At 56.7% G+C, this 21623-nt stretch carries 16 protein-coding genes; 9 read left to right on the top strand and 7 right to left on the bottom strand.

What is annotated here, in order from left to right; genetic code table 11:
* Positions 1-12: 12 nt before the first annotated feature.
* Entirely contained in the window at positions 13-2064 is a 2052-nt protein-coding gene (locus VO84_RS11985) for an LpqB family beta-propeller domain-containing protein (RefSeq protein WP_058187834.1), read from the bottom strand.
* Positions 2065-2265: 201 nt separating this feature from the next.
* On the opposite strand from VO84_RS11985, the gene VO84_RS11980 reads away from it, so the two are divergent.
* From VO84_RS11980 to VO84_RS11970, 3 genes are all read left to right on the top strand, one after another.
* Complete coding sequence (locus VO84_RS11980) at positions 2266-2901, top strand: hypothetical protein (protein WP_058187833.1); 636 nt, start codon at positions 2266-2268, stop codon at positions 2899-2901.
* Between the two features lie 83 nt (positions 2902-2984).
* Positions 2985-3476 carry a nuclear transport factor 2 family protein gene (locus VO84_RS11975; RefSeq protein WP_058187832.1) on the top strand — a complete coding sequence of 164 codons (492 nt, stop codon included), beginning with the start codon at positions 2985-2987 and terminating at the stop codon, positions 3474-3476.
* A gap of 165 nt (positions 3477-3641) precedes the next feature.
* A complete protein-coding gene (locus VO84_RS11970; protein ID WP_157439853.1) occupies positions 3642-5333 on the top strand; it encodes a PASTA domain-containing protein in 1692 nt (563 codons plus the stop codon).
* Between the two features lie 202 nt (positions 5334-5535).
* Here VO84_RS11970 and VO84_RS11965 read toward each other — a convergent pair whose 3' ends face one another.
* On the bottom strand, positions 5536-6804 hold the full coding sequence (locus VO84_RS11965; protein WP_157439852.1) for a hypothetical protein: 1269 nt from the start codon (positions 6802-6804) through the stop codon (positions 5536-5538).
* 260 nt (positions 6805-7064) lie between these two features.
* Here VO84_RS11965 and VO84_RS11960 point away from each other — a divergent pair, with 260 nt between their 5' ends.
* The 5 genes from VO84_RS11960 (at position 7065) to rpmA (ending at position 16347) form a co-directional block, all read left to right on the top strand.
* On the top strand, positions 7065-10853 hold the full coding sequence (locus VO84_RS11960; RefSeq protein ID WP_197414002.1) for a carboxypeptidase-like regulatory domain-containing protein: 3789 nt from the start codon (positions 7065-7067) through the stop codon (positions 10851-10853).
* Positions 10854-10964: 111 nt separating this feature from the next.
* Complete coding sequence (locus tag VO84_RS11955) at positions 10965-13481, top strand: glycoside hydrolase family 31 protein (RefSeq protein WP_058187828.1); 2517 nt, start codon at positions 10965-10967, stop codon at positions 13479-13481.
* Positions 13482-13507: 26 nt separating this feature from the next.
* The gene (locus VO84_RS11950) at positions 13508-14965 is read left to right on the top strand and encodes an endo-1,3-alpha-glucanase family glycosylhydrolase (protein ID WP_058187827.1); all 1458 of its coding nucleotides are present in this window, start codon (positions 13508-13510) and stop codon (positions 14963-14965) included.
* A 743-nt stretch (positions 14966-15708) separates the two neighbouring features.
* Positions 15709-16035: a 50S ribosomal protein L21 gene (rplU, locus tag VO84_RS11945; protein ID WP_058187826.1), complete on the top strand. Its 327-nt coding sequence runs from the start codon at positions 15709-15711 to the stop codon at positions 16033-16035.
* Between the two features lie 48 nt (positions 16036-16083).
* Positions 16084-16347 carry a 50S ribosomal protein L27 gene (gene rpmA, locus VO84_RS11940; protein WP_058187825.1) on the top strand — a complete coding sequence of 88 codons (264 nt, stop codon included), beginning with the start codon at positions 16084-16086 and terminating at the stop codon, positions 16345-16347.
* A gap of 329 nt (positions 16348-16676) precedes the next feature.
* On the opposite strand, the gene VO84_RS11935 is transcribed toward rpmA, so the two are convergent.
* The 5 genes from VO84_RS11935 to VO84_RS22545 all read right to left on the bottom strand — a co-directional run bounded on the left by VO84_RS11935 (position 16677) and on the right by VO84_RS22545 (position 18605).
* Positions 16677-17528 carry a hypothetical protein gene (locus VO84_RS11935; RefSeq protein ID WP_197414001.1) on the bottom strand — a complete coding sequence of 284 codons (852 nt, stop codon included), beginning with the start codon at positions 17526-17528 and terminating at the stop codon, positions 16677-16679.
* Between the two features lie 165 nt (positions 17529-17693).
* Entirely contained in the window at positions 17694-17885 is a 192-nt protein-coding gene (locus tag VO84_RS22560; RefSeq protein WP_157439850.1) for a hypothetical protein, read from the bottom strand.
* A 63-nt stretch (positions 17886-17948) separates the two neighbouring features.
* Positions 17949-18125, bottom strand: coding sequence for a hypothetical protein (locus VO84_RS22555; protein ID WP_157439849.1), 177 nt, complete (start codon positions 18123-18125; stop codon positions 17949-17951).
* A 63-nt stretch (positions 18126-18188) separates the two neighbouring features.
* Positions 18189-18365 (bottom strand): hypothetical protein, encoded by a 177-nt coding sequence (locus VO84_RS22550; RefSeq protein ID WP_157439848.1) that lies wholly within the window; start codon positions 18363-18365, stop codon positions 18189-18191.
* Positions 18366-18428: 63 nt separating this feature from the next.
* Entirely contained in the window at positions 18429-18605 is a 177-nt protein-coding gene (locus VO84_RS22545; protein ID WP_157439847.1) for a hypothetical protein, read from the bottom strand.
* Between the two features lie 366 nt (positions 18606-18971).
* On the opposite strand from VO84_RS22545, the gene gyrB reads away from it, so the two are divergent.
* Positions 18972-21575 (top strand): DNA topoisomerase (ATP-hydrolyzing) subunit B, encoded by a 2604-nt coding sequence (gene gyrB / locus VO84_RS11930; protein ID WP_058187823.1) that lies wholly within the window; start codon positions 18972-18974, stop codon positions 21573-21575.
* The last annotated feature ends 48 nt before the right edge of the window (positions 21576-21623 follow it).

Genomic DNA, 21623 nt, shown 5'->3' with positions numbered 1-21623 from the left:
ATTTATATTGGATTATGGTCGCTGTAGATCGAGCAACACCAGATTCGAACGTTCCTGCACTCGTTCGATGACAACTTCATGACCGTCTGGCGAGATGTCGAAATCCTGAATGTCTGATTCAGGAGCGAGGTGAGTCAGCTGCCGCTCGGCCCCCGTCTCCAGGTCGATGAGCCAGAGGTTCTTATGTTGAATCTCCCCGCGCAGGAGCATGAGTGCGTGACCACCCGGCAGAAAAGCCACGCGTCGAGCCCCGCGAGTCATGGTCAGCGTGGACAGCGGATGCTGTGCGCCCTCATTTGTGGAGGCTTTCAGGGAAAATGTACTGCCGATGTCAGGGCCCGAGTAGACAACAAAGTGCCCGTCGGGCGACCATGCGGGATCGATTGAGTAATCACGGACAATGGGAGTGGGAGCTCGGCCATCGATTGGTATGCGAAAGAGATGTGGAACGCCTTGATCAGTCACGGCCGTAGTGATCGATTGGCCGTCGGGTGACCATGCCGGATTGCCTTGAAGATCCAGCGAACCAGCCACCACTCGCGCATTCGTACCGTCCGCCTGCACTACGTACAAGAGCGATTGCCCGCTTTGCCGGACCGAGAATGCGACTTGTCGCCCATCGGCAGAGATGGCCGGAGCGCCAAAGACCTTCGCTCCCTCACCGCGCCACAACTCAGTGCTTGTCCCGTTGGCCAGCTTCCAGACGCCCTCGCCGGTGCCGGTCGCAGAGACATACAGAAGATAGTTGGGACCTAGTCGTGGGGAAAATCCCGGACTGGTGGTCAGAGGGATTCGCTCAGCCTCCGATAGCTCTGCCGATGAATCCTCGATGTGCATGCGCCAGAGTGTTCTATCAGCGGCAGTGCGCGTGGTAACCAGCCGTCGACCATCGGCGCTGACTGCCAACGAAGTGTATCGCTCAAGGTCAGAGGTAAGCCGGTGAGGGATGCGGCGTTCGAGGTCCAGGCTATAAAGCCAGGGCCCTGAACCATCGGGATCGCTGGCGAGATAAACCAGAGTGCGCCGATCCAACAACACCGGATAAGTCACCCGCGCATTGTGCGAAGTGATCCGTTCAGGAGTTCCACCGCCAGGGCGGATGCGCCAGATGTCCAATTTATCCGGGAGTTCGCCCTGAACAAAGTAGATAAATGCTGCATCGGGCGCCCATAACGGAAAGTGAGCGTGGAGCCCGGCAGGCGCTGTGAAGATGGGTTTGTTCTCCGATCGCAGTCCACCGTCTGAAACGAAAAGCGGGTCTCCGGGACCCGGCGTGTGATATGCCAGCCGGGCACCGTCGCGAGACCAGTCAAACTCGGCCACGCCCTGTAGGTATGCTCTCGGTTCGCCGCCCAGCGTGGGCACCGCCCAGACACTGATGTCGCTGTTACCTGAGTTGTTCTGTTTGCGGACCCAGAAGGTGACCAGGGAGCCATCCGGCGAGAACCCGAGGGTTCGAATGGATGAGTTCACGAGGTCAGGAGCCATTCCGTGGGTCAGGTTATGGAATTCACCCGAGCCCACTTGTGTCACCCAGACGTCCATCGGTCCATCCCGGTCTGATAGAAACGCAACAAAATGACCGTCGCCGGAGAGCGTCGCGGCCTGCTCCGACCCGCCAAAATCCGTAACCGTCTGAAAGCGTGCGTTGGCCAGGGGGCTTCGCCAGAAGTATTCCGTTTTATAAAGCCAGAAGCTTGCGACAATCGCCAGGGCCGCTGCCGTCGCTGCCAGCGGTAAGATCAACCTCCACCTTGTTCGCGAAGTCGATACCGCTATCAGGGGAGATTGTGCCGGAGGGTCGGGCAAGATGGCACTGTTTCCAATCTCCTGCGCTGCTCGAAGTTTCCGGCTGCGCATCCACGCATCCAGTTCCGCCCGGGAGGCGTAGACCGAGCCCATCCTGTCATGCACGTGCCGGTGAACGGGCATCCCCTCCCGTTTCTCCCAGCGCTGGACTGTCGTCACATCGCGGCTGAGGTATTCCGCGATCTCCTTCCACGAATCGAGAAGGTCTTCAGGCAGTCTCTCGGAGGGCGCTATGCCAGGTGCTCGTTCGCTCATCACGCTCTCCAGGGGTGGGTTTGCAACCCTCATGAACCGGGAATTGAATTGTACCGCTGCCCTGAGAAGGCACGGCAAAGGGCTGCATTCGACGGTAAATCGAGGAATCGGCTGCGAGTCTGCACCTTACTGCTTGAACTAACCCGCAAGATACCCGACTGTGTCCATGGATCACGAACAAATCTCAAATTGGAGATCATCATGAAACACAAAATTCTGACCTCAGCGTTATGCGTGCTCACCTTACTCTTGTTGGTTTCAGCCCCTCATGGTTTCGCCCAGGAGCGCAGGCCACTACACTTCACGGGCCTGATCAATGACTATTCACCACTGAATGCGACCGTCAAAGGCAGCCCATGGGAAATGCACGGTCAATGGACAATGGACGTTCACCGGGGATGGGAAACCGCTGACTTCTCAGCGGATATGACGATGTCTGGTTATGGGAAGACTTCGATGGGCGCCGTCGATCCGACTCAGCCGCTGGTGAATCCTCACACCCATCACATTGAGTTGAAGAACACGAAAATTATCTGGGATATGAGTGGCTGCCCTGCCTATATGCCTCCAGCCACCATGATGGGCTTTCAGTTAAACGACACGGTCAGCCTCTTGACAGGAAATGGAAGTATCGCCCCATTCGAGACGAATCCGCCTTCATCGACGCTTCAGGTCTGCATCACCGGAGGGGATGACATCCGGTACTCGGTCGTGAATTCAAACATTACTATGGTCTTCGCAGGGCCCGCGGTGATGCACTTCGGGGCGCAGGCCATTCACGGCGTCGTGCGTAAACCGGAAGCCAACGAAATCGAGCATCAACAAGGTCGCTGGTAAGCGACCTTGTTGTCATTTCTGACAACGGAACGATTCAACGCACTGTCTTCCTTGCTCCAAAATGTGGAAGGGAGTTACAAGTCATGGTTAGAAGGCGAGAGCCGCAATATCTCAGGAGCATCCCGGCACAATCTCTTCTTTGCGTCTTGCAAGTCTGCCTCTTGACTAGCCTGCTCGGCGGCTGCTCTGGCAAAAAAGACGAAGCGGCTGTCCTTGTTCCAGTACAAGCCATGTTCGATGGAATGGCACATCGCGATGCTGCCGCCATCAAGGCTCCCTGGCTGCCGGGCGGAGTTCTGGTCGTGGTGCAAAGTGGCGTGCTGAGCCAACTCACGGTGGAGTTCTGGGCCAATCGCGTAGCGACATCGGGGACCACACACATTGAAGAACGCATCCACGATCCGGAGGTCCGCATCGACCACGACCTGGCAGTCGTCTGGGCTCCATTCAATTTCTACATCGATGGCAAGCTCGATCATTGCGGCAGAGATCTCTTCAATCTCAACCAGAAAAACGGCAAATGGCAGATTGTCGCATTGGCCGCTACAACCCGGACGGACTGTGCTGCGAACTGATCTCAGCCTTCCGGTTGTGTTCACGCGTCGTCTTTCCGGCAGGCTTTATGACGAATCTCAGTAACGCATTGCACTCGCCCGTCTCGTTTCACGCAAGAGGATAGACAGGGCAATTTCCCGCATAGGGCACGGGCCTCGTTTCCAAATTCACGAGTGGGGATTTTTATGACCAGCGCAGGAGACACCCAAATCAAAATCGGTTCCAGTGGCGATCCCATCTGTCATGCTGTGGTGTCTCCGTTAACGTTCAACTTATTCGGTTGCGACTTCCTTCAATCCGATTGCAGGAGTATCGGAAGTGTGGGATTCAAGGCGTGTCGTCTTCGCAATCGTCGAAGCGTGCTTGCAAGGCTCACCGAGCCCTGGCTTTTGGCGGCGCTTGCAGCCCTCCTTCTTTCCAGGATCTTAGTGGCCCAGGCGCCGACATCCGTACTCACTCCGCAGCGGATTCCCTTGCCTGGCGATATCAAATTCACAGAGGCGGATGGGATAGTGACTCTCATCCATCAGACCATTACCTTGAAGGCAAATGAGATTCGGCGATTGATGGGTAGCGTCGAACTGAGTAGCAGTGCCGCGAGTACGATTGCATATGCTGAGGCGCGGGTCGGATGCCAGCTGTCGGGCAACTTCGTGGGAGATATTGGTGGCGCCGCAGAAAATCATGAAGGATATAACGCGCCTATCGCTGCGAATTATCCGTCTCAGGGCATCCTGGCACTGTATCCGTCGTTGCTGTTCACGGCGCCCAGCGACGGGCAATATGATTGTCAGCTTTTCGTCACGAATGGGGATACACCAACACTCACTGCGGTGGCCACGGATGGACACGAGAGCCTGACATGGCTGATCGTCGACCAAACGGATGATGCGGGCTTCTGGTTACAAAATCCACCCTGCGATACAACCGGATTTTCGGCTTGTACTTACCTCGGCCAGGATGCGTCGACTCAAAAAATGGAATCGTTGGTATTTGCCGACGACGGTACGGTTGTTCCAGCCTGGCAAGCTCCGGCAGATGCAGCCTTTCTGGATGCAGTGGCAGGAGTGACTGTCACGACGTGCTACTACGGTACAGGAGCGTGCACAAAAAACAACTGGGGGCCTAACGTAGGCCTGACTCCCATCGTGAAAGGGTCGGGACCGACGACTATCAACTCATACCTGGAAGTGTTTCAGCTCAATAACGACTCGTCTGTCTGCAAGACTTACCAAAGCCTGCCGATTCAATCCACAGTCACGACGCCCGCGCATCACTATGCGCTGAATTACCTATTGCAGGACATTCCGGTCTATCCTGACTGCACGTCACGGTCGTTCCGGCTGCAGGTGGTCGTGGACTATGTATCAGGCGATCCAATCAAAATCGACGCAACCGACAGTAATGGAAGCGGAACCCTGGCTCATGCTTTTGTGATTGAAGAAATGAAGGGTGTGGCTCGCGCGATACCAAATGTCGTCGGGGCAAACCAAACGAATGCGGCGCAATCCATTACGGCAGCGGGCTACGTTGTCGCAGCGAACGGCCTCACAATTCTCAGCACGGCCAAGGCGGGTACAGTCACCGCACAAAACCCGGCGGCTGGCATCATTCAGTTACCCAATACGGCGGTCCAACTCACCGTGTCCACCGGGGGTGCAATTGTGCCAAACTTGCTCTCATATCCGCAAAAGAACGCCACTGCGGCCATTACGGCTCTCGGACTCATTCCAGTAGTGAGGTTCAGTAAAGACTGCGTTAATCCTGGCGATGTGATGATCCAGTCGCCTTTGGGTGGCGTTCTGGTGCCACTGAACACCACTGTCACTCTTACTGTCGATAGCGGCACTGTAAAGTCGTGCGGAATTTTGAAGTAGCAGGCACAATCGGCCGTTTGTGCAAGGAGAACGTGGCGTTCGCGAAGATTTGTGCCTGAAGTTTTGTTAGCTTAGCGCACATCGAAGAACGCATTCACGATCCGGAGGTCCGTATCGACCACGACCTGGCAGTCGTCCGGACTCCATTTAATTTCTACATCGACGGCAAGCTCGATCATTGCGGCAGGGATCTCTTCAATCTCTACCAGAAATACGAAGCTTCCATCCGCGGAGATCCGGGCGCGCCACCGATAATCTCCGTGCTGATTACCACTTCCATGTTGGTCTTGTTCCCGGCATCCCGCGCCGCGCGCCGCAACTGGTCAAGAAGCTCGCGGTTGCTCAGAAATTCACCCGCCGCAATCGTCCCGCCGCGCCCGATGCCCGCGGCAATCACCGCCACTTTGCCGGTATTCACGTCGGTAAACCGCGCCAGAATTGCGTAGTCCCGGTAGTTATTCGTCGCGATCTGCACATTGCGATCGACCACCCAGCGATTCTGGCCTGGATTCGTCGAATCCACAATCCGGAACTGGCTCATATCCGGCGAATTCGCAAAGTGATACCGCAGCGAATTCGTCAGCCGCAGCGTCCAGGCGTTATCGAACGCACCAATGAAAATCGTCGGCCCGGCGCGCAGGTCTTCAAGTCCGGTTACACCCTCACTCTTGAGGCTGTATCGCTTATCCGCCGCCTGCAGAATCCCCGCAACCTTCACGGCGGCATTCAGGTCGTCGAAGATAGCCGCAACCAATGAGTCCTTCAGCACCACTTGATGCGACGGATTCGCCGCATCGCGCAGCGAAATCTCCGAGTACTGGAGCTGGTCCGCAATACAAACCAGAACCGGGTCCGGCGAACTCAATATAGGCCGCCAGAAGAAGTTAAAAGCCGATTCGCGCGCCTGATGGACGGCAAAATTCACGCCAATGGCCAGTAAAGCCAAGCTGACGCAGATCAGTGCCGCGACGATCACACGAAAACGGATTGTCTGCGCCCGATCAGTCCCATTGGCCACGGCATCTATCTGCGCCTCTGCCTGCGGACCTTCATCGGCAGCAGTCTGGCCATGCAAGTTTTCGCCGGGTTTAGCTGTGGCATTCGTATCTAAATTCGTTGTCGGCCAATCGAATTTTGGCACGTAGCTGCCCGACGGAAGCGTGATTCGCAGCTCGCTCTCCCGCCCCGGCTCCTGGTAATACTGTGCGATGCGCTTGCGAATTTCCGCCGCCGTCACGCGCACAATGGGGTCCGTGCCCGTATCGTAATCCGCCTCTTTGCCGAAGACCTCAATGCCGACCGTGCGCTCCTTGAGCGTCTCAGTCTGGCCGGCCAGCGTGTGGTGCACCACGAACCGCAGAAAGTCAGGAAAGCGACGGCTGTGGCTGAAGTGCGGGTCGCTCAGAAGGCGGTCGAGCTGTCGACGCACCTGCGTCGCATCCACCTTTTCCTGCGTCCCTGCAGCCGTCATGCCGTGCATCACCTCGCGTTCGAAGGGAATTATACGCCTTTACATGAGGTAAAGACTGAATCTTTCGACGGGTAAAAGACGATCAAAATAAATGACTTGCGGCACTTTACAGTAAAGAAATCCTCCCACTATCCGCAAGGACCTTATCAACTCTTTTGCCAGCTGCCTATAAGGGCACGTTGCATGAAATTCCATCTTCACGTCGGTTGGCTCTCATGCCCTCCATGCGCAAAGATGGATGCTTTGCCGGGAGGCACGCTTTGAAAACGACGCACAAGAGACAATACGAGCTCCACAGCTGGAGCCAATTCCTCAGCCGGGTCATTACCCGCACAATGTTCCTTGGGATGCTGGCGATTCTGCTCGCGGTTGTTCCCAGTCTACGGGCACAGGTCAACAGCGCTACCCTGAGTGGATTTGTCCAGGACCCCAGTGGCGCCGCAATTTCGGGTGCTGCAGTGAGTGTCGAAGACGTACTGAGCGCAGCACAGCGCACCACCACAACCAACGGAACCGGAAACTTCACCTTCGCCGGCCTCCCGGCGGGTGACTACAACCTGACCGTCGCTGCCAAGGGCTTCAAAAACTTCATCCGGACTTCGGTTCACCTGAACCCCGGCGACAGCACCAGTCTGAACGACATAAATCTGCAAGTCGGCGGCAGTACGGAATCCGTAACTGTTGCAGATACCGTTGCCGGACTTCCACTGGACAGCGGCCAGTTGTCTTCTACTATTTCGAGCGCCGACATCGAGCGCCTCTCCGTCTCGGGCCGCGATGCCACGGAGTTGCAGAAGATTCTTCCCGGCTTTGCCATTCGCAGCCAGGATTCCACCAACTCGGCCTCCGACTTTTCGCAGTTGCAGATCGGCCAGGCCACTCCGTATGCCTCAAACGGCGCGCCGGTTGCGGGCATCACACTTAAGCTCGATGGCGCCAGCCTGACAGACGCTGGCAACTTCGGCGCAAACCTGCAGAACATCAACGACTCCTGGGTGAGCGAAGTGCAGGTGCAGACCTCAAACTTTGGTGCGGATCAGTCAAATGGTCCCGTGATCATCACCGGAGTTACCAAATCTGGCACCTCCCGTTATCACGGCTCGCTTTACACGTACGCCCGCACCTCGCAACTGAATTCCAATGACTGGCTTGCCAAGTTCAACGACATCGGACGGCCAGATGACCGCTATGTATATCCGGGCGGTACCTTCAGCGGCCCTGTTCCAGGGCTCAAGAAGCTCACCTTCTTTGGCGGCGCGGAGTACGATGCACAGCGCAACGTTTACGCCTACAACAGCGCATCGGGCGCCATTGTTCACGCGCTCGTTCCTACGCAGGCCATGCGCCAGGGCGACTTCAGTCAGACCTCACTGCAGAACTATCTTGGACCGAATTACACCAGCGGCACATATGCGGACATTTCACCCGTGCCCACGGTTGGCGATGATGGTTCGGTGGTCACCAATGGCAACATTGGGTCATTTCTTGATCCCGGCGCATTGGCACTGATCAATGGCACGCTGCCGATGCCGACCAAGGCCACGGACACGAGCGGATTTAACTGGGTTAACGAAAATCTTGTCAACAACAACATCTTCCAGGCCGCGGCCCGCGTGGATTATGCCATCACGCCGCGTAACAGCTTCTTTGCACGCTACAACTATGAGAAGGGCAAGCAGGGCCAGCCGCAGATTCCCTACTACTCGCCCTCGGCCTCTTCAATTCTGGGCGCGGTAAACACACCGGGCTATGGCGTGCTGAACGACATTCATGTCCACTCTGCCGCCGCCAACTATGTAACCGTCTTTTCGCCTTCACTAACCAACGAGCTTTTCGGAACGCTCACCTACTTCACAGAGGCATTCGATCCGCGGCAGTTAAGCGCGTTCCAAAACTCGGCAATCAATTATCCCTACCAGGGCGCATTCAACAACGGCAGCACGCAGTATCCGCAACTTCGCACATATGCTGCCGTGGGCGGACTACCGCTGGGCCTTTGGCCCGACTTTTCCTTCGGCTCCCCTTCGCTCAAGAAGTTCCAACCGAACGGGGGCGATAATCTGACCAAGGTTTGGGGCCATCACACAGTCAAGTTCGGTATCTTTGCCGAGCATGTGACCAACAATCAAAACATCACCAACGGCAATTCGAATGGCGCCATCCAGAACTACTACTTCGGCCCAGCCGGCACGCAATTCCATAGTTACCTTGGCACCTATCCCGACGGCTCGCCGGCCTATGATCCTACGACACATTTCAACAGCGGCAACTGGCTGGCGGATTTCTTCGAGGGTCATGTTCAGACCTTTGACCAGCAAAACATTCTGCCGCGCACCAATGTTTATTTCTGGGATACAGATTTCTATGCGCAGGACACATGGAAAGTCCACCCGCGCGTTCTGCTGACATATGGCGTGCGCCTGCAGCATCTGGGCGCATGGACGGACGCGCACGGTATTGGCGCGGCCGTGTGGTCGCCTTCGACCATCACCACACCATTTGACATTGTTAAAAACCCTGTGCCCGGCCTGCTCTGGCACAAGCTCGATAATTCCATTCCTAACTCCGGTACGGGATCACAAGCGTTATGGGCATCGCCGCGCGTTGGCGTAGCGTGGGATGTCTTCGGTACCGGCAAGACAGTGCTGCGTGGCGGTGCCGGCATGTACCGCTTCCACGATGCTGAAGTGGATGTGGATGGTGCATTCCAGGAATCACGCGGAATGCGTGACGCTCTGCTGGCCGGCTTCGGTAATGCGACGCTGGCAGGCATCAGCTCTCTCAAGCTGGATCCGGGAACTTACGGCCAGGCGGGCGGTACGGAGACGCTGGCTGCAGTCACCTCTATCACCGGCCTTGATCCGACGGATCGCAAGATTCCTATAACGAACAACTACAGCTTCAGCGTGGCACAGCAGTTGAGATACAACACGGTGGCACAGGTCTCCTATGTCGGCAACAACTCCAGCTCGTTGATGAACAACGGCACTACGCAATCGGTGGTGCTGAACAACGTAAACGCAATTCCTGTAGGAACGCTTTATACGCAGCAGAGCGCAACGACGATCAACAGTAAGTTGGGCTATAACTTCTGCGATCCGACAGCTTGCACACCGCAACAGGTTGCAAGACTCGACCTCACGGCGGGCTACCCGGGCGACCCAAGTGTTCAGTATGTGCGTCCATACCCAGAGTACGGCTCGATTATTGTGCCGCGCCACAACACCTATGCCAACTACAACGCGCTGCAAGTTCTGCTGCAGAAGCAGGCAGGGCGTCTGAATTACGGCGTCAACTACACGTGGTCGAAGGCGCTGGGCATTCTCGGTTCCGCTGCGGACTTCAATTTCACCGCGCCGGTGGATCCATTCAATATCCAGCACAACTACGGTCCGATGAATTTTGATCGCAGCCACATTCTCAACGCGAATTACTCCTACCAAACCGGCAAATTCACAAACAACCGTCTCCTGGGCGGATTCATCAACCAGTGGCTCATCTCAGGAATCACATCCCTCCAGAGTGGCGGCAACATGCAGACTGGTGTAAGTTTTTCACCTAACTTCTACCTGCAGGGCACGGTGAATACGGGGGCGAATGCAATCAATGTAAACAACACGGTGGTTCTGGGCACGCCGGATGTGAGTCTGCAGCCGGTACTGACATGCAATCCGAGGAGTGGGCTAACCAGCCACCAGTTCATCAACGGCGCATGCTTCAAGCTGCCTAACTTCAGCACCAACGGCCAGTACATCTTCCCGTACGCGCATGGACCAATGTACTTTAACTCCGACCTGACGCTGGAGAAGGGCATCACACTGGGCGGCGAACGCAGCCTGAGGTTCCGTATCGCGGGCTTCAACTTCCTGAATCATCCGCTCAACAGCTTCGGCACCGGATATGCCTCGCAGACTACGCTGGTGCTCTCCGACACCTCGCCGAGCGGCACGCTGAGCTCGGCGAAATATGATCCGGCCTCGGGCTTCGGCTTCGCTCCACAAAAGCTGGGCCGTCGCTTGATGGAGGTTTCGGCGAAGTTCACCTTCTAGACCAATTACCGGGAGACTCAAGGGCCTTGAGACTCCCGGTAATTTCCTTGCATTCGCGTAAACACATTCATTTTTCCGGCAGGATTTTCGCTCTTATTGAAAGCAGGAATCATGCGCATACTTCGCATTCTTATTTGCGGAGCAGGAGTTCTTGTCGCACTGTCCGCAGCGGTCTTCGCCGGGACCGGCCCGCATACGCTCGGCAGTGTTTCCAGCGTAACAGCGCTTGAAAATGGGATCCGCATTCTTACGACAAGTGGAGGCACCGAAGAGATTACTGCTCTGCGGGATGACGTAGTGCGCGTGCGCGCTTCTACAGGCGCATCGCTTCCAGAAGATGCATCGTGGGCAGTCCTCGAGAAATCACGCACTGCATCGGTTCCGGTTACACCGGAAAATACTGCCGTAACAGTGGGATTTCGCACACAGTCGTTACATATCGAGATCGATCGCAAGACGCTCTGTCTTACCGTTCGCAACCTTGATGGCCGCATACTTCAACAGGACGCGCAGCCGCTACGCTTGGAAGATTCGGCCTTTCGTATTGCGGAGGCCATGCCCGCCGATGAGCACTATTACGGACTCGGCGATAAGACCGGCCCGACAGATCGCCGCGGCCGCGCCTTCTCGCTGTGGAATACGGATGCGTATCACTTTCAGGAGTCCACCGATCCGCTCTATAAAAGCATTCCGTTCTTCATGAGCTTTCGTGCGGGAACTGCAGTCGGAGTTTTTCTCGATAATACTTTCCGGTCAAGCTTCGACTTCGGTGCGGAGTCGGCGACGAGCTATTCGTTCGGCGCAGCAGATGGTCCAGTCGATTACTACATCTTTCCTGAGCCCGCACCGCGCGCTGTTTTGGAAACGTATGCATGGCTCACCGGCAAACCGCCTCTAGCGCCGCGATGGTCATTGGGCTTTCAGCAGTCGCGCTATACGTACACACCGGAATCGCGGTTAATGGAGATTGCCGATCGCTTGCGTGCGGATCGCATTCCCGCCGATGCGCTCTATCTCGACATTGACTTCCAGGATCGCAACCGGCCTTTCACGATCAACACGAAAGACTTTGCGAATCTCGGTGAGGCTTTAGCGAAGCTGCATACGATGAACTTTCACGTAGTGGCGATTACGGACCTTCACATTGCGCACGCGCCCGACCAGAACTATGCGCCGTACGACTCCGGTGTTGCGGGCGATCAGTTTGTCCACAATCCGGATGGCTCAGTTTTTGTTGGCCCTGTCTGGCCCGGGCCCGCCGTCTTTCCAGACTTTACGCGAACCCAAACCCGTGCATGGTGGGGAACGCTTTATAAGGACTTCATCGCTCTTGGCTTCGACGGCTTCTGGAACGACATGAATGAGCCTTCGATCTTTAAAACGCCTACCAGCACGATGCCACTCGATGTTGTGCATCGCATCGATGAGCCGGGCTTTCGCACTCGCACCGCGCCGCATGCAGAGATTCACAATGTATTCGGCATGGAGAACTCGCGAGCAACGTATGAGGGACTACTCAAGCTGGAGCCCAACACGCGACCCTTTGTGCTCACACGCGCCAGTTATGCAGGCGGGCAGCGTTACGCGGCTACCTGGACCGGCGACAATACGAGCACATGGAATCATCTGCGTGAATCCGGTCCTCAACTTAAGAGCCTTGGCCTCAGCGGTTTTGGCTACAGCGGCGCAGACGTGGGCGGCTTTGCGGGAACCGCAACGGCGGATCTGCTCACCAAGTGGCTTGAGGTCGGGGCCTTTGAACCAATCGATCGTGACCATACGGAAAAAGGCACCGGAGACCAGGAGCCGTGGGTCGGAGGCTCGGAGCAGGAAGACATTCGCCGACGTTTCATTGAGGCGCGCTATCGGCTGATGCCCTACCTCTACACGCTGGCCGAAGAGACGTCACGCACCGGGATTCCCATGATGCGTCCACTGTTTCTTGATTATCCGGAGGCTGCTACGGATAAGCATCCGATGGACAACGATGTCGATAACGAGTTTCTGCTGGGACATGATCTGCTGGTCGCGCCATCTCCGTTTCCTGACACACCGGATGCATATAGTGTCGAGTTCCCTACGGCAGAGTGGTTCGACTACTGGACCGGCGAGCGCGTGGAGCCTGCGCCGCGTAATCCTCATCCGGACCCCAATGCGCCTCGCTCGCCTGCAGAGCTGGTTCCGCTGGCGACCGATGTACACCCGACGTTAGACGCGCTGCCGGTGTATGTTCGCGGCGGCGCGATTCTCGCGCTGCAGCCGCTGGTGCAGAGCACACAGGAGACACCGCATGGGCCGCTCGAACTGCACGTATATGCGGGCTCAGACTGCCGAGGCTCGCTCTATACGGATGACGGCAGCAGCTTTGCTTATAAGCGTGGCGAGTATCTGCGTCAGAGCTTCACCTGTTTCGTCACCGCTGAATGCTTAACGATTCAACTCTCGGCGCGCGAAGGAAGCTATACACCCTGGTGGAAGGAGATTCGCGTGGTTGTGTACGGCTGGCAGCCGAGGCACGGAACAGTTCGCATGGATGGCGCGACGAATCCGAAAGTGGAGCGCGTGGGAAACACTGTGCTGTTCACGATTCCGGCTTCGAGCGCTGCAGCGACGCTTGAAATTGAGTGATAGGCTGATGCCTGCGCTTCGACGCCATGATAGCTCCAGCCAAACGCCGCCTCCTCTTTGCGCTTCTGCTGCTCGTGCCGGGGCTTGTTCCAACGCTTGCCCCGGCTCAGCGGATGGTCTTTGCGCATTACATGCTCACCAATCAGGATTACCAGGGTGACACTGATCCCACACAGGATCTGAAGATCGCGTCCTATGAACGCGAGATTCTCGAGGCGCAGGCGATAGGCATTGATGGTTTTGCATTGAATGCGGGAGGCTGGTTCCGCGAGCCATATTACATCCGTTATGCGGCGCAGATGTTTGAGGCCGCGCTGCGCTTGCACTCCGGTTTCAAGCTCTTTTTCTCCGCCGATTTCTGCTGCGGCAATACGATCGACGAAGCCGAAGATATGATGCGGCGTTTCGCGGGGAATCCGCGCTATGCCGATGTGTACTTTCGCTACAAAGGCGGCGCGGTGCTATCCACCTTTGCTGGCGACAAGTTCGGCGTTGCGGGCTGGCAGAAGATTCGCTCCGATCTGGCCACGGGCGCGAATCTCTCAACACATACCGCATCGAATGCGCAGGATGCTGTCCGCGGTACGCCCTCGAATGCGCCGCTTGCCACTTTCCTTGTTCCGGCGTTTTTCTTTGGTGGCGAAACGCCCGGCTCAGACGATGTAGCCAAAGGCGTTTCGCAATGGAAGTCCACACTGGATGGCGTGCTGTACTGGGGCATCGCCGGTGTGCCGGCATCGGGTGGGTCGCTCGATACTGCCGCAAGTTCTCGTGCTTATGCAGATGCGCTGCACAAGGACGGAATGCTCTACATGGCTCCGATTGCTCTCCAGTTCTGGGGATCGAATGCTAACAGGTACTACGAATATTCGGGTGCTGCGGGGATGCGCGCGCAGTGGATGGACGCGATTGAGCGGAGCCACCCGGAGTGGGTGGAGATTATCACCTGGAATGACTTCATTGAGGGAACCTACATCAGCCCCATCGATGATCCTAATAAATATCCGAATGCGAGCTTCCTTGGGTCGAGCGGAGTTCCGGTTGGGACGCGAGGGTACTTTCATTCGCATGCGGGCGCTGCGGCGCTGCTGCCGTACTTCATCGAGTGGTACAAGACCGGGCTAAGGCCAGAGATCAAGCGCGATGCTGTCTACTACTTTTATCGAACACAACCGAAAGATGTGGATGCCGGCACACCGACGATGGCGCATCCGTACGGGCCGGTGAAGGACGTGATTTACATTACGGCGAATCTGACGGCTCGGGCTGAACTGCGGGTCACATCTAGCGGTCAGACTCGGGTATTGCATTTGCCGGCCGGAAGCACGGATGTTGAGACACCGTTTGCGGCGGGAGGTCCGCCGAAGTTTGCGCTGATCCGAGGCGGCAAGGTGATTGCGACCGGGAGCGGAGTAGATTCGATTGAGGCGGCGCCGAAGTACAACAACTTCTATTACTCCACTGGAGTTATGACGGCGCGGTAGCGTTCTTTGCGAAATGCTGCGAGTTATCCTGTGCAAAGCCGCTTCTGAAGTCATTTAATTTGTGAAGGTTGCGAGAACTTCCACACTTTCTACGGGAGTCTTTATGCGATCTTCATTCCGGGACTGTGCAGCTTGCACAGTTTTGAGAAGCCCTTCCTATCGCGAAAGCAGTCGCGATGTTGATCTGCAAACCCTCCTAAATTTCCGGAAATCGACCTTTCTTGCACCAATATTGGTGCACAGGGGATGGGGGAGGGGTCCCATCCCCTCCCTAAAACTGCCACGGCCCGAACCGGTGAGGGTTCAGGCCGTGGCTTTTCTTCTGCTGATTATGAGTAGAGCACAAATGGGGTTAATCGCATGCAAACTTTCTGAGCGGGTGGAACGGTACGAAAGGACAATGGACCAAAGTAATGGGAAGTGTGGATGAAACTGCCTCCGGGGCTAAAGCCCCATTCATCTTTAATTGCCCTTTCGGCACGACTAAAGTCGTGCCCTTTCAAGACAAACTCCAATGAGACAGCGCGGAAGCTGCGGAGATATTGACCTTAGGGTAAAAAGCCGGTAAACTACCTTAGTTTGGCGATTCATGCCAGTTGCCATAGTTCGGGCGCTCGCTTTGAGAGTGTATCCAAAGCTTGAGCGTACCGGAGGCAGGCCAAAGGCTAGCAAGTTTCCGCCCAGAGTGTTTTGGGATTTTTGTTTGGAGCAGGCGCGCGTGCGCGTGAGGCTCCGGAGGATTTATGTACGCTGTTGTTCGCACCGGTGGTAAGCAGTACCGTGTCGCCCCCGGCGACGTTTTGAAGATTGAGACGGTCACTCCGACCGAAGGCAACACCATTGAGTTCAGCGAAGTTCTCGCTGTCTCCGGCGACGACGGCATTGTGAAGCCGGGCGCGGCCAAGGTGACTGCCGAAGTGGTAGGCGAGGGCCGTGGCCAGAAGATCCTGGTCTTCCACCTGAAGCGGAAGAAGCAGTACAAGAAGCTGCAGGGACACCGCCAGAACTTTACCGAGGTTCGCATCAAGGCCATTGAGGCTGACGGCGTAACCTACACCGCCGCCAACTAGGTCAAGAGTTCCTGGGGCGAGACTTCAGATTTAAAAGAGGATTCGGCAATGGCACATAAAAAAGGTGGAGGCAGCTCCACAAACGGACGCGATTCAAATGCACAGCGGCTTGGCGTAAAGGCCGGCGATGGCCAGCTTGTCACCGGCGGGTCGATCATCATTCGCCAGCGCGGTACGCGCATCAAGCCCGGCACCAACGTGGGCATCGGCTCAGACGATACGCTGTTCGCTAAGATCAGCGGACGCGTGAAGTTTTCAGACCGCGGCAACTTCGGGCGCTTTGCCTCGATTGAGCCTGTGGCAGCGGAGTAAGCAGCTTACGGTTTAGATGTTTCAAAGATGCCGCGGCGATCGCCGCGGCATCTTTGTTTGTGTCGATGGAATTGCGATGGTTGATCCTACCCTAGCCGGAAAAACAAGAACACGGCGAGGATGGCGCACCCTCTGTGTCTGGGTAATTAAGGGCGTTTCCCTAAGGATGAAAAGGGCTAAGGCCCGGGCCTAAAGGCCTTACTTTTTGGATTGATTATTCCGGGGCCTGAAGGCCCCGGCTGCCTCCGTTCAAGTAAGCGGGAACAGTATCAAAGACGAAAGAAGGCCGCGGCGATTGCCGCAGCCTTCTGTTTACTGATGCCTGTGTCTTACGACCGGGACTCGCCTTCGCGAAGGGCGGTGCGGGTGAGGACCTTTTCGACAACCTTTTCGACGTCGGTGAGGAAGAAGCTATTGGCTGGCTGCTGCACGACAACCTGAGGGCTCTTGTGTCCGAGGGCCGAGGCAATCTCGTTCCAGCGATAGATGGTGGAGTTGGCGGAGACGACGACGGGCTTGCGCACCGGCTCAGGTAGCGCGGCATAGACCAGCCAGATGCCGAGAGCGAAGAGCGTAATGCCCTCGCTGATGAACTGCGCCGGATCGGTCAGCGTGCCCTTCCAGGACTGGAAGGCGGAAAGAATGAAGTCGCTGGAGGAGAAGATGCCGAGGCCGAATGCGATGCCGAAGCTGAGGTCGCGCGGGGAGAGCTTGAGGGCATTCATGCTGAGGCAGAGGAAGGCCAGCAGGCAGAGCTCAATAATGCTCACCGAGCGCATCAGGCGATAGGCGATGTCCGGAACGATCCGCCAGTCGTGGCTGGCAAAGCTGACCGTGGAAAAGCTGATGATGAGAGAGGCAAGAGCAGCCCAGCGAAATATGAGTGAACCGAAGCGCTGGATACCGGAAAAACCTGTCAGAGCGGAGCGGAAAACCTCGACCGAAACGAGAAAGACCAGGATCGTGCAAGCGAAATAGTTCGCTTCGTACACATAGAAATAAGAAACCAACGCCCAATGTCCCCAGGGCTGCCCTCCAATAAAAAGGAGCGCAAGAAAGACCACTGAAGATATAGTGCGCAGGGCCAGGTACCAGCCCATCGCAGGTAAACGCTTGTGTAGTTTTTTATTCCAAAAAACTAGGGAAAGTGCGGCCCAGAGTCCAAGCTCGCCGAGAGTCATGGCCCACATTGTAGGGTTTAATTGCATAGAAATCCGTCGCCTTTCTGAGGCTGGTCCCAGAATAGCGCGAAACAAACTATGCACCAATCAAAATGTGATCAGAAAACTGGCACTTTCGTGTCAGTTTTCAGTTACCCACAAGCACCACGGAAAAGCTATCGGACTCTATTTATTGACACTTATTGTGTCGACGCTTTTCGGGCAGGTGGGGATGCCGGGGGTGCAGACCGGGCCGGGCATAGCTGCCGAAACAGCCTGACGGCTGGGGGTGGCATGTGAAGAAGACAAAGGGACGGAGGAAGCGGCAACACCGGCAACAACAATGGTCAGAGTGGCAATACGGATAGCGAGTTTCATTCGAAATATTCTCCTGGTTGGAAATTCTGATATGGCTTGCACGTTTGAACTATTGGGCCCTGTTTAGTTGGTGGCGTTTCTGGGGCAGGTTGGGATTCCGGGAGTGCAGACCGGGCCGGGCATGGATGCCGAAACGGCCTGGCGGCTGGGGGTGGCATGCAAAGAAGAGGACGAGACTGAGGCTGCGGCAGCACCGGCGAGAACAACGGTCAGAGCGGCGATACGGATAGCAAGTTTCATTTGAAATATTCTCCTGGGTGGAAATTCTGGTAAAGCTCTTGTAGTTAAATAGTTGGGCCCTGTTTAGTTGGTAGCGTTTCTGGGGCAGGTCGGGATTCCGGGGGTGCAAACGGGGCCGGGCATGCCTGCCGAGACGGCCTGGCGGCTGGGGATGGCATGGGAAGAAGCGGACGAGACTGAGGGTGCGGTGGCACCGGCAATCACTACGGTCAGAGCAACGATACGGATGGCGAGTTTCATTTGAAATATTCTCCTGGTTGGAAATCCAGCTATGGCTTTCGCAGTTGAACTATTGGGCCCTGTTTAGTTGGTGGCGTTTCTGGGGCAGGTCGGGATGCCGGGGGTGCAGACGGGGCCGGGCATGGATGCCGAGACGGCCTGGCGGCTGGGGCTAAAATGCGAGTTTGAAGAGGAGACCGAGGCTGCGGCGGCGCCGGCAAGAACAACGGTCAGGGCGGCAATACGGATAGCGAGTTTCATGTGAATATTCTCCTGGTTGGTATGGAAAACAGCAGTGCGAAAAAAGACTGCTTGTTACTATAGGATGGTAACCTAGGTACTGCGTGGCTCAGCATAATTTTTGCCCTGCCGCACCTGTTTACCCATTTCGGGAATGACTCCTTCGGACCTGCTACAGGCACCCCGCCTGGGCAGGATTGGTTACCTCTTAAAGCACCCGATTAAAGACAGATTTTTCCCTCTCAGCATGGTAAAATTAACGTAGGCGAAGTCGTCCAAAAGTCCTCGTTTTTTCAAGCGATTAAGCCCAAAACCGCGGCGCCGGAAAGCGGGTCGGCCAGCGGGATTTGGGTAGGACTGCCGGAACGAATGCCGAGATGGAATTTTATGGCGACTGAGAGCACTCCTCTTCCCTCCGATCCAACCCAGGTCCCAAACCCAGCCCAGAGCCCGGTGAACAGTTATACCGGCGACAACATCAAGATTCTGGAAGGTTTAGAGGCAGTGCGCCTGCGCCCGGCCATGTACATTGGCTCGACGGGCGAAATGGGCCTGCATCACCTGGTCTACGAGGTGGTGGACAACTCAGTGGACGAGGCCCTGGCGGGCTATGCCAGCAAGATCGAAGTTACGATCCATGTGGACAACTCGATCACGGTGACTGACGACGGCCGCGGCATTCCGGTGGACATGATGCCGGTGGGCAACGGGAAGATGATGCCGGCGGTGCAGGTGGTGCTGACGAAGCTGCATGCGGGCGGCAAGTTCGACTCCTCGACATACAAGGTCTCCGGCGGTCTGCACGGTGTGGGCGTGAGCTGCGTGAATGCGCTGAGCCAGGAGTTCAACGTGGAGATCTGGCGCGACGGGCACACGTGGGAGATGGACTTCAGCTGCGGCGATCCGGTAAGCGAGCTGCGCGAGGCAGGCACGAGCAAGAAGCGGGGCACGAAGGTCCACTTTCTGCCCGACAGGACGATCTTTACCGCGACCGAGTACAACTACGACACGCTCGCTCAGCGGCTGCGCGAACTGGCCTTTCTGAACAAGGGTCTGGAGATTACGCTTACCGATGAGCGGACGGCGGACGCGAAGACCGGCGACTCGAAGCGCACGGAGTTTAAGTACGCGGGCGGCATCAGTGAATTCGTCAAGCACCTGAACCGTGGCAAACAGGTGCTGCATGACAAGCCGATCACGATGGAAGCGCTGCGCAATAACGTGGATATTGAGATTGCGCTGCAGTACAACGACAGCTACTCGGATACGTTGTTCAGCTTTGCGAACAACATCAACACGGTAGATGGCGGCTCGCACCTTTCCGGTTTTCGTTCGGCGCTTACGCGCACGATCAATGCGATTGGCCAGCAGCTTGGGCTCTTCAAGGACATGAAAGAGAGCCTGAGCGGCGACGACGTTCGCGAGGGCCTGGTGGCCGTGGTGAGCGTGAAGCTTTCGCAGCCGCAGTTTGAAGGGCAGACCAAGGGCAAGCTGAATTCGGATATTGCCGGCATCGTTCAGGCGTTTGTCAACGAGCGGCTGGGAGCGTTCCTCGAACAGAATCCGCCGATTGCCAAGCGCATTATCAACAAGGCGATTGAAGCGGCACGGGCACGCGAGGCTGCGCGCAAGGCGCGCGACCTGACGCGGCGCAAGGGCGCGCTGGATGGCGGGGGGTTGCCGGGCAAGCTGGCTGATTGCAGCGAGAGGAATCCTGAGCGCTGCGAACTGTATCTCGTCGAGGGTGAGAGCGCAGGCGGCACGGCCAAGCAGGGCCGTGACCGGAAGTTCCAGGCGATTCTGCCGCTGAAGGGCAAGATTCTGAACGTGGAGAAGGCCCGCTACGACAAGATGCTGGGCCATGAGGAAATCCGCGCTATGATTACGGCGCTGGGCACGGGCATTGGCAAGGATGACTTTGACCCGGCGAAGTTGCGCTACGGCAAGATCATTCTGATGACCGACGCCGACGTGGACGGCTCGCACATTCGTACGCTGCTGCTGACGTTCTTTTTCCGTCACATGACGGAGCTGATAAAGCGGGACAATGTGTATATTGCGCAGCCGCCGCTGTACAAGATCAAGAAGGGGCGCTTTGAGCAGTACATCAAGGACGACCGCGAGTTTGTGAAGGTGATGGTGAAGCGGGCGAGCGAAGGCACGACGATTCGCCATGGCGAGAACGCGCAGAAGATCGAGGGAGCGGACCGCACACGCTTTATGAGCACGCTGAGCGAGTATCTCGGATTTGTGGAGAAGGTGAACAAGCGCATCCGCAACGAGGGGCTGGTGGAACTGCTGGCGCGAGCCGAGCTGACGCATCGCGCGGACTTTTCTTCAGCCGCGGATGAAGATGCGATTCCGACGAAGATTGCCGCGCTGCACGCTCAACTTGAGCAGAGCGCCGAGAAGTTCCAGATCAAACCGGCGACGCCGGTGCGCGATGAAGAGCACCGGACGTGGTCTGTGTGCTTCACGGATTCGCAGGCGGCAACGCGTTGCATTGACTGGACGCTGGCTTCGAGCCCGGAGTTCCGGCAGATGATGGCCAAGTACTCGCTGATCAAGGAGTACATGGAGCCGCCGTTCCTGATTGAGTTTGCGGGAAAGGGTGGCGCGGCGCAGGAGACCTCTGCGGAAGATGAAGAGGCCGAAGGCGAAGAGGCGAAGGCTGAGACGAAGGCGGCACGCACATCACGTATTGTGCGCGATCCGGTAGAGAAGCAGACGGCGCGCGAGCTCTTTGAGTACATCGTGGAGCAGGGCAAGAAAGACTACCAGGTGCAGCGCTATAAGGGTCTGGGCGAGATGACTTCCACGCAGCTTTGGGAGACGACGATGGATCCGGAGAAGCGGACGCTGCTGCAGGTAAAGCTTGAGGATATTGCGGAGACGGAGACGATCTTCACTACGCTGATGGGCGAAGACGTAGAGGCGCGGCGCAAGTTCATCGAGGACAATGCGCTGGATGTGAAGAACCTGGATATCTAGCGGACGCTGTAGGTGAAAACTCAAAGAGGGCCGTTACGCAACGGCCCT

The organism is Occallatibacter gabretensis (assembly GCF_001449115.1).
Taxonomy (GTDB): domain Bacteria; phylum Acidobacteriota; class Terriglobia; order Terriglobales; family Acidobacteriaceae; genus Telmatobacter; species Telmatobacter gabretensis.
The sequence above is the reverse complement of the archived record's forward strand: the minus strand, read 5'-3'. Positions and strand labels throughout refer to the sequence as shown.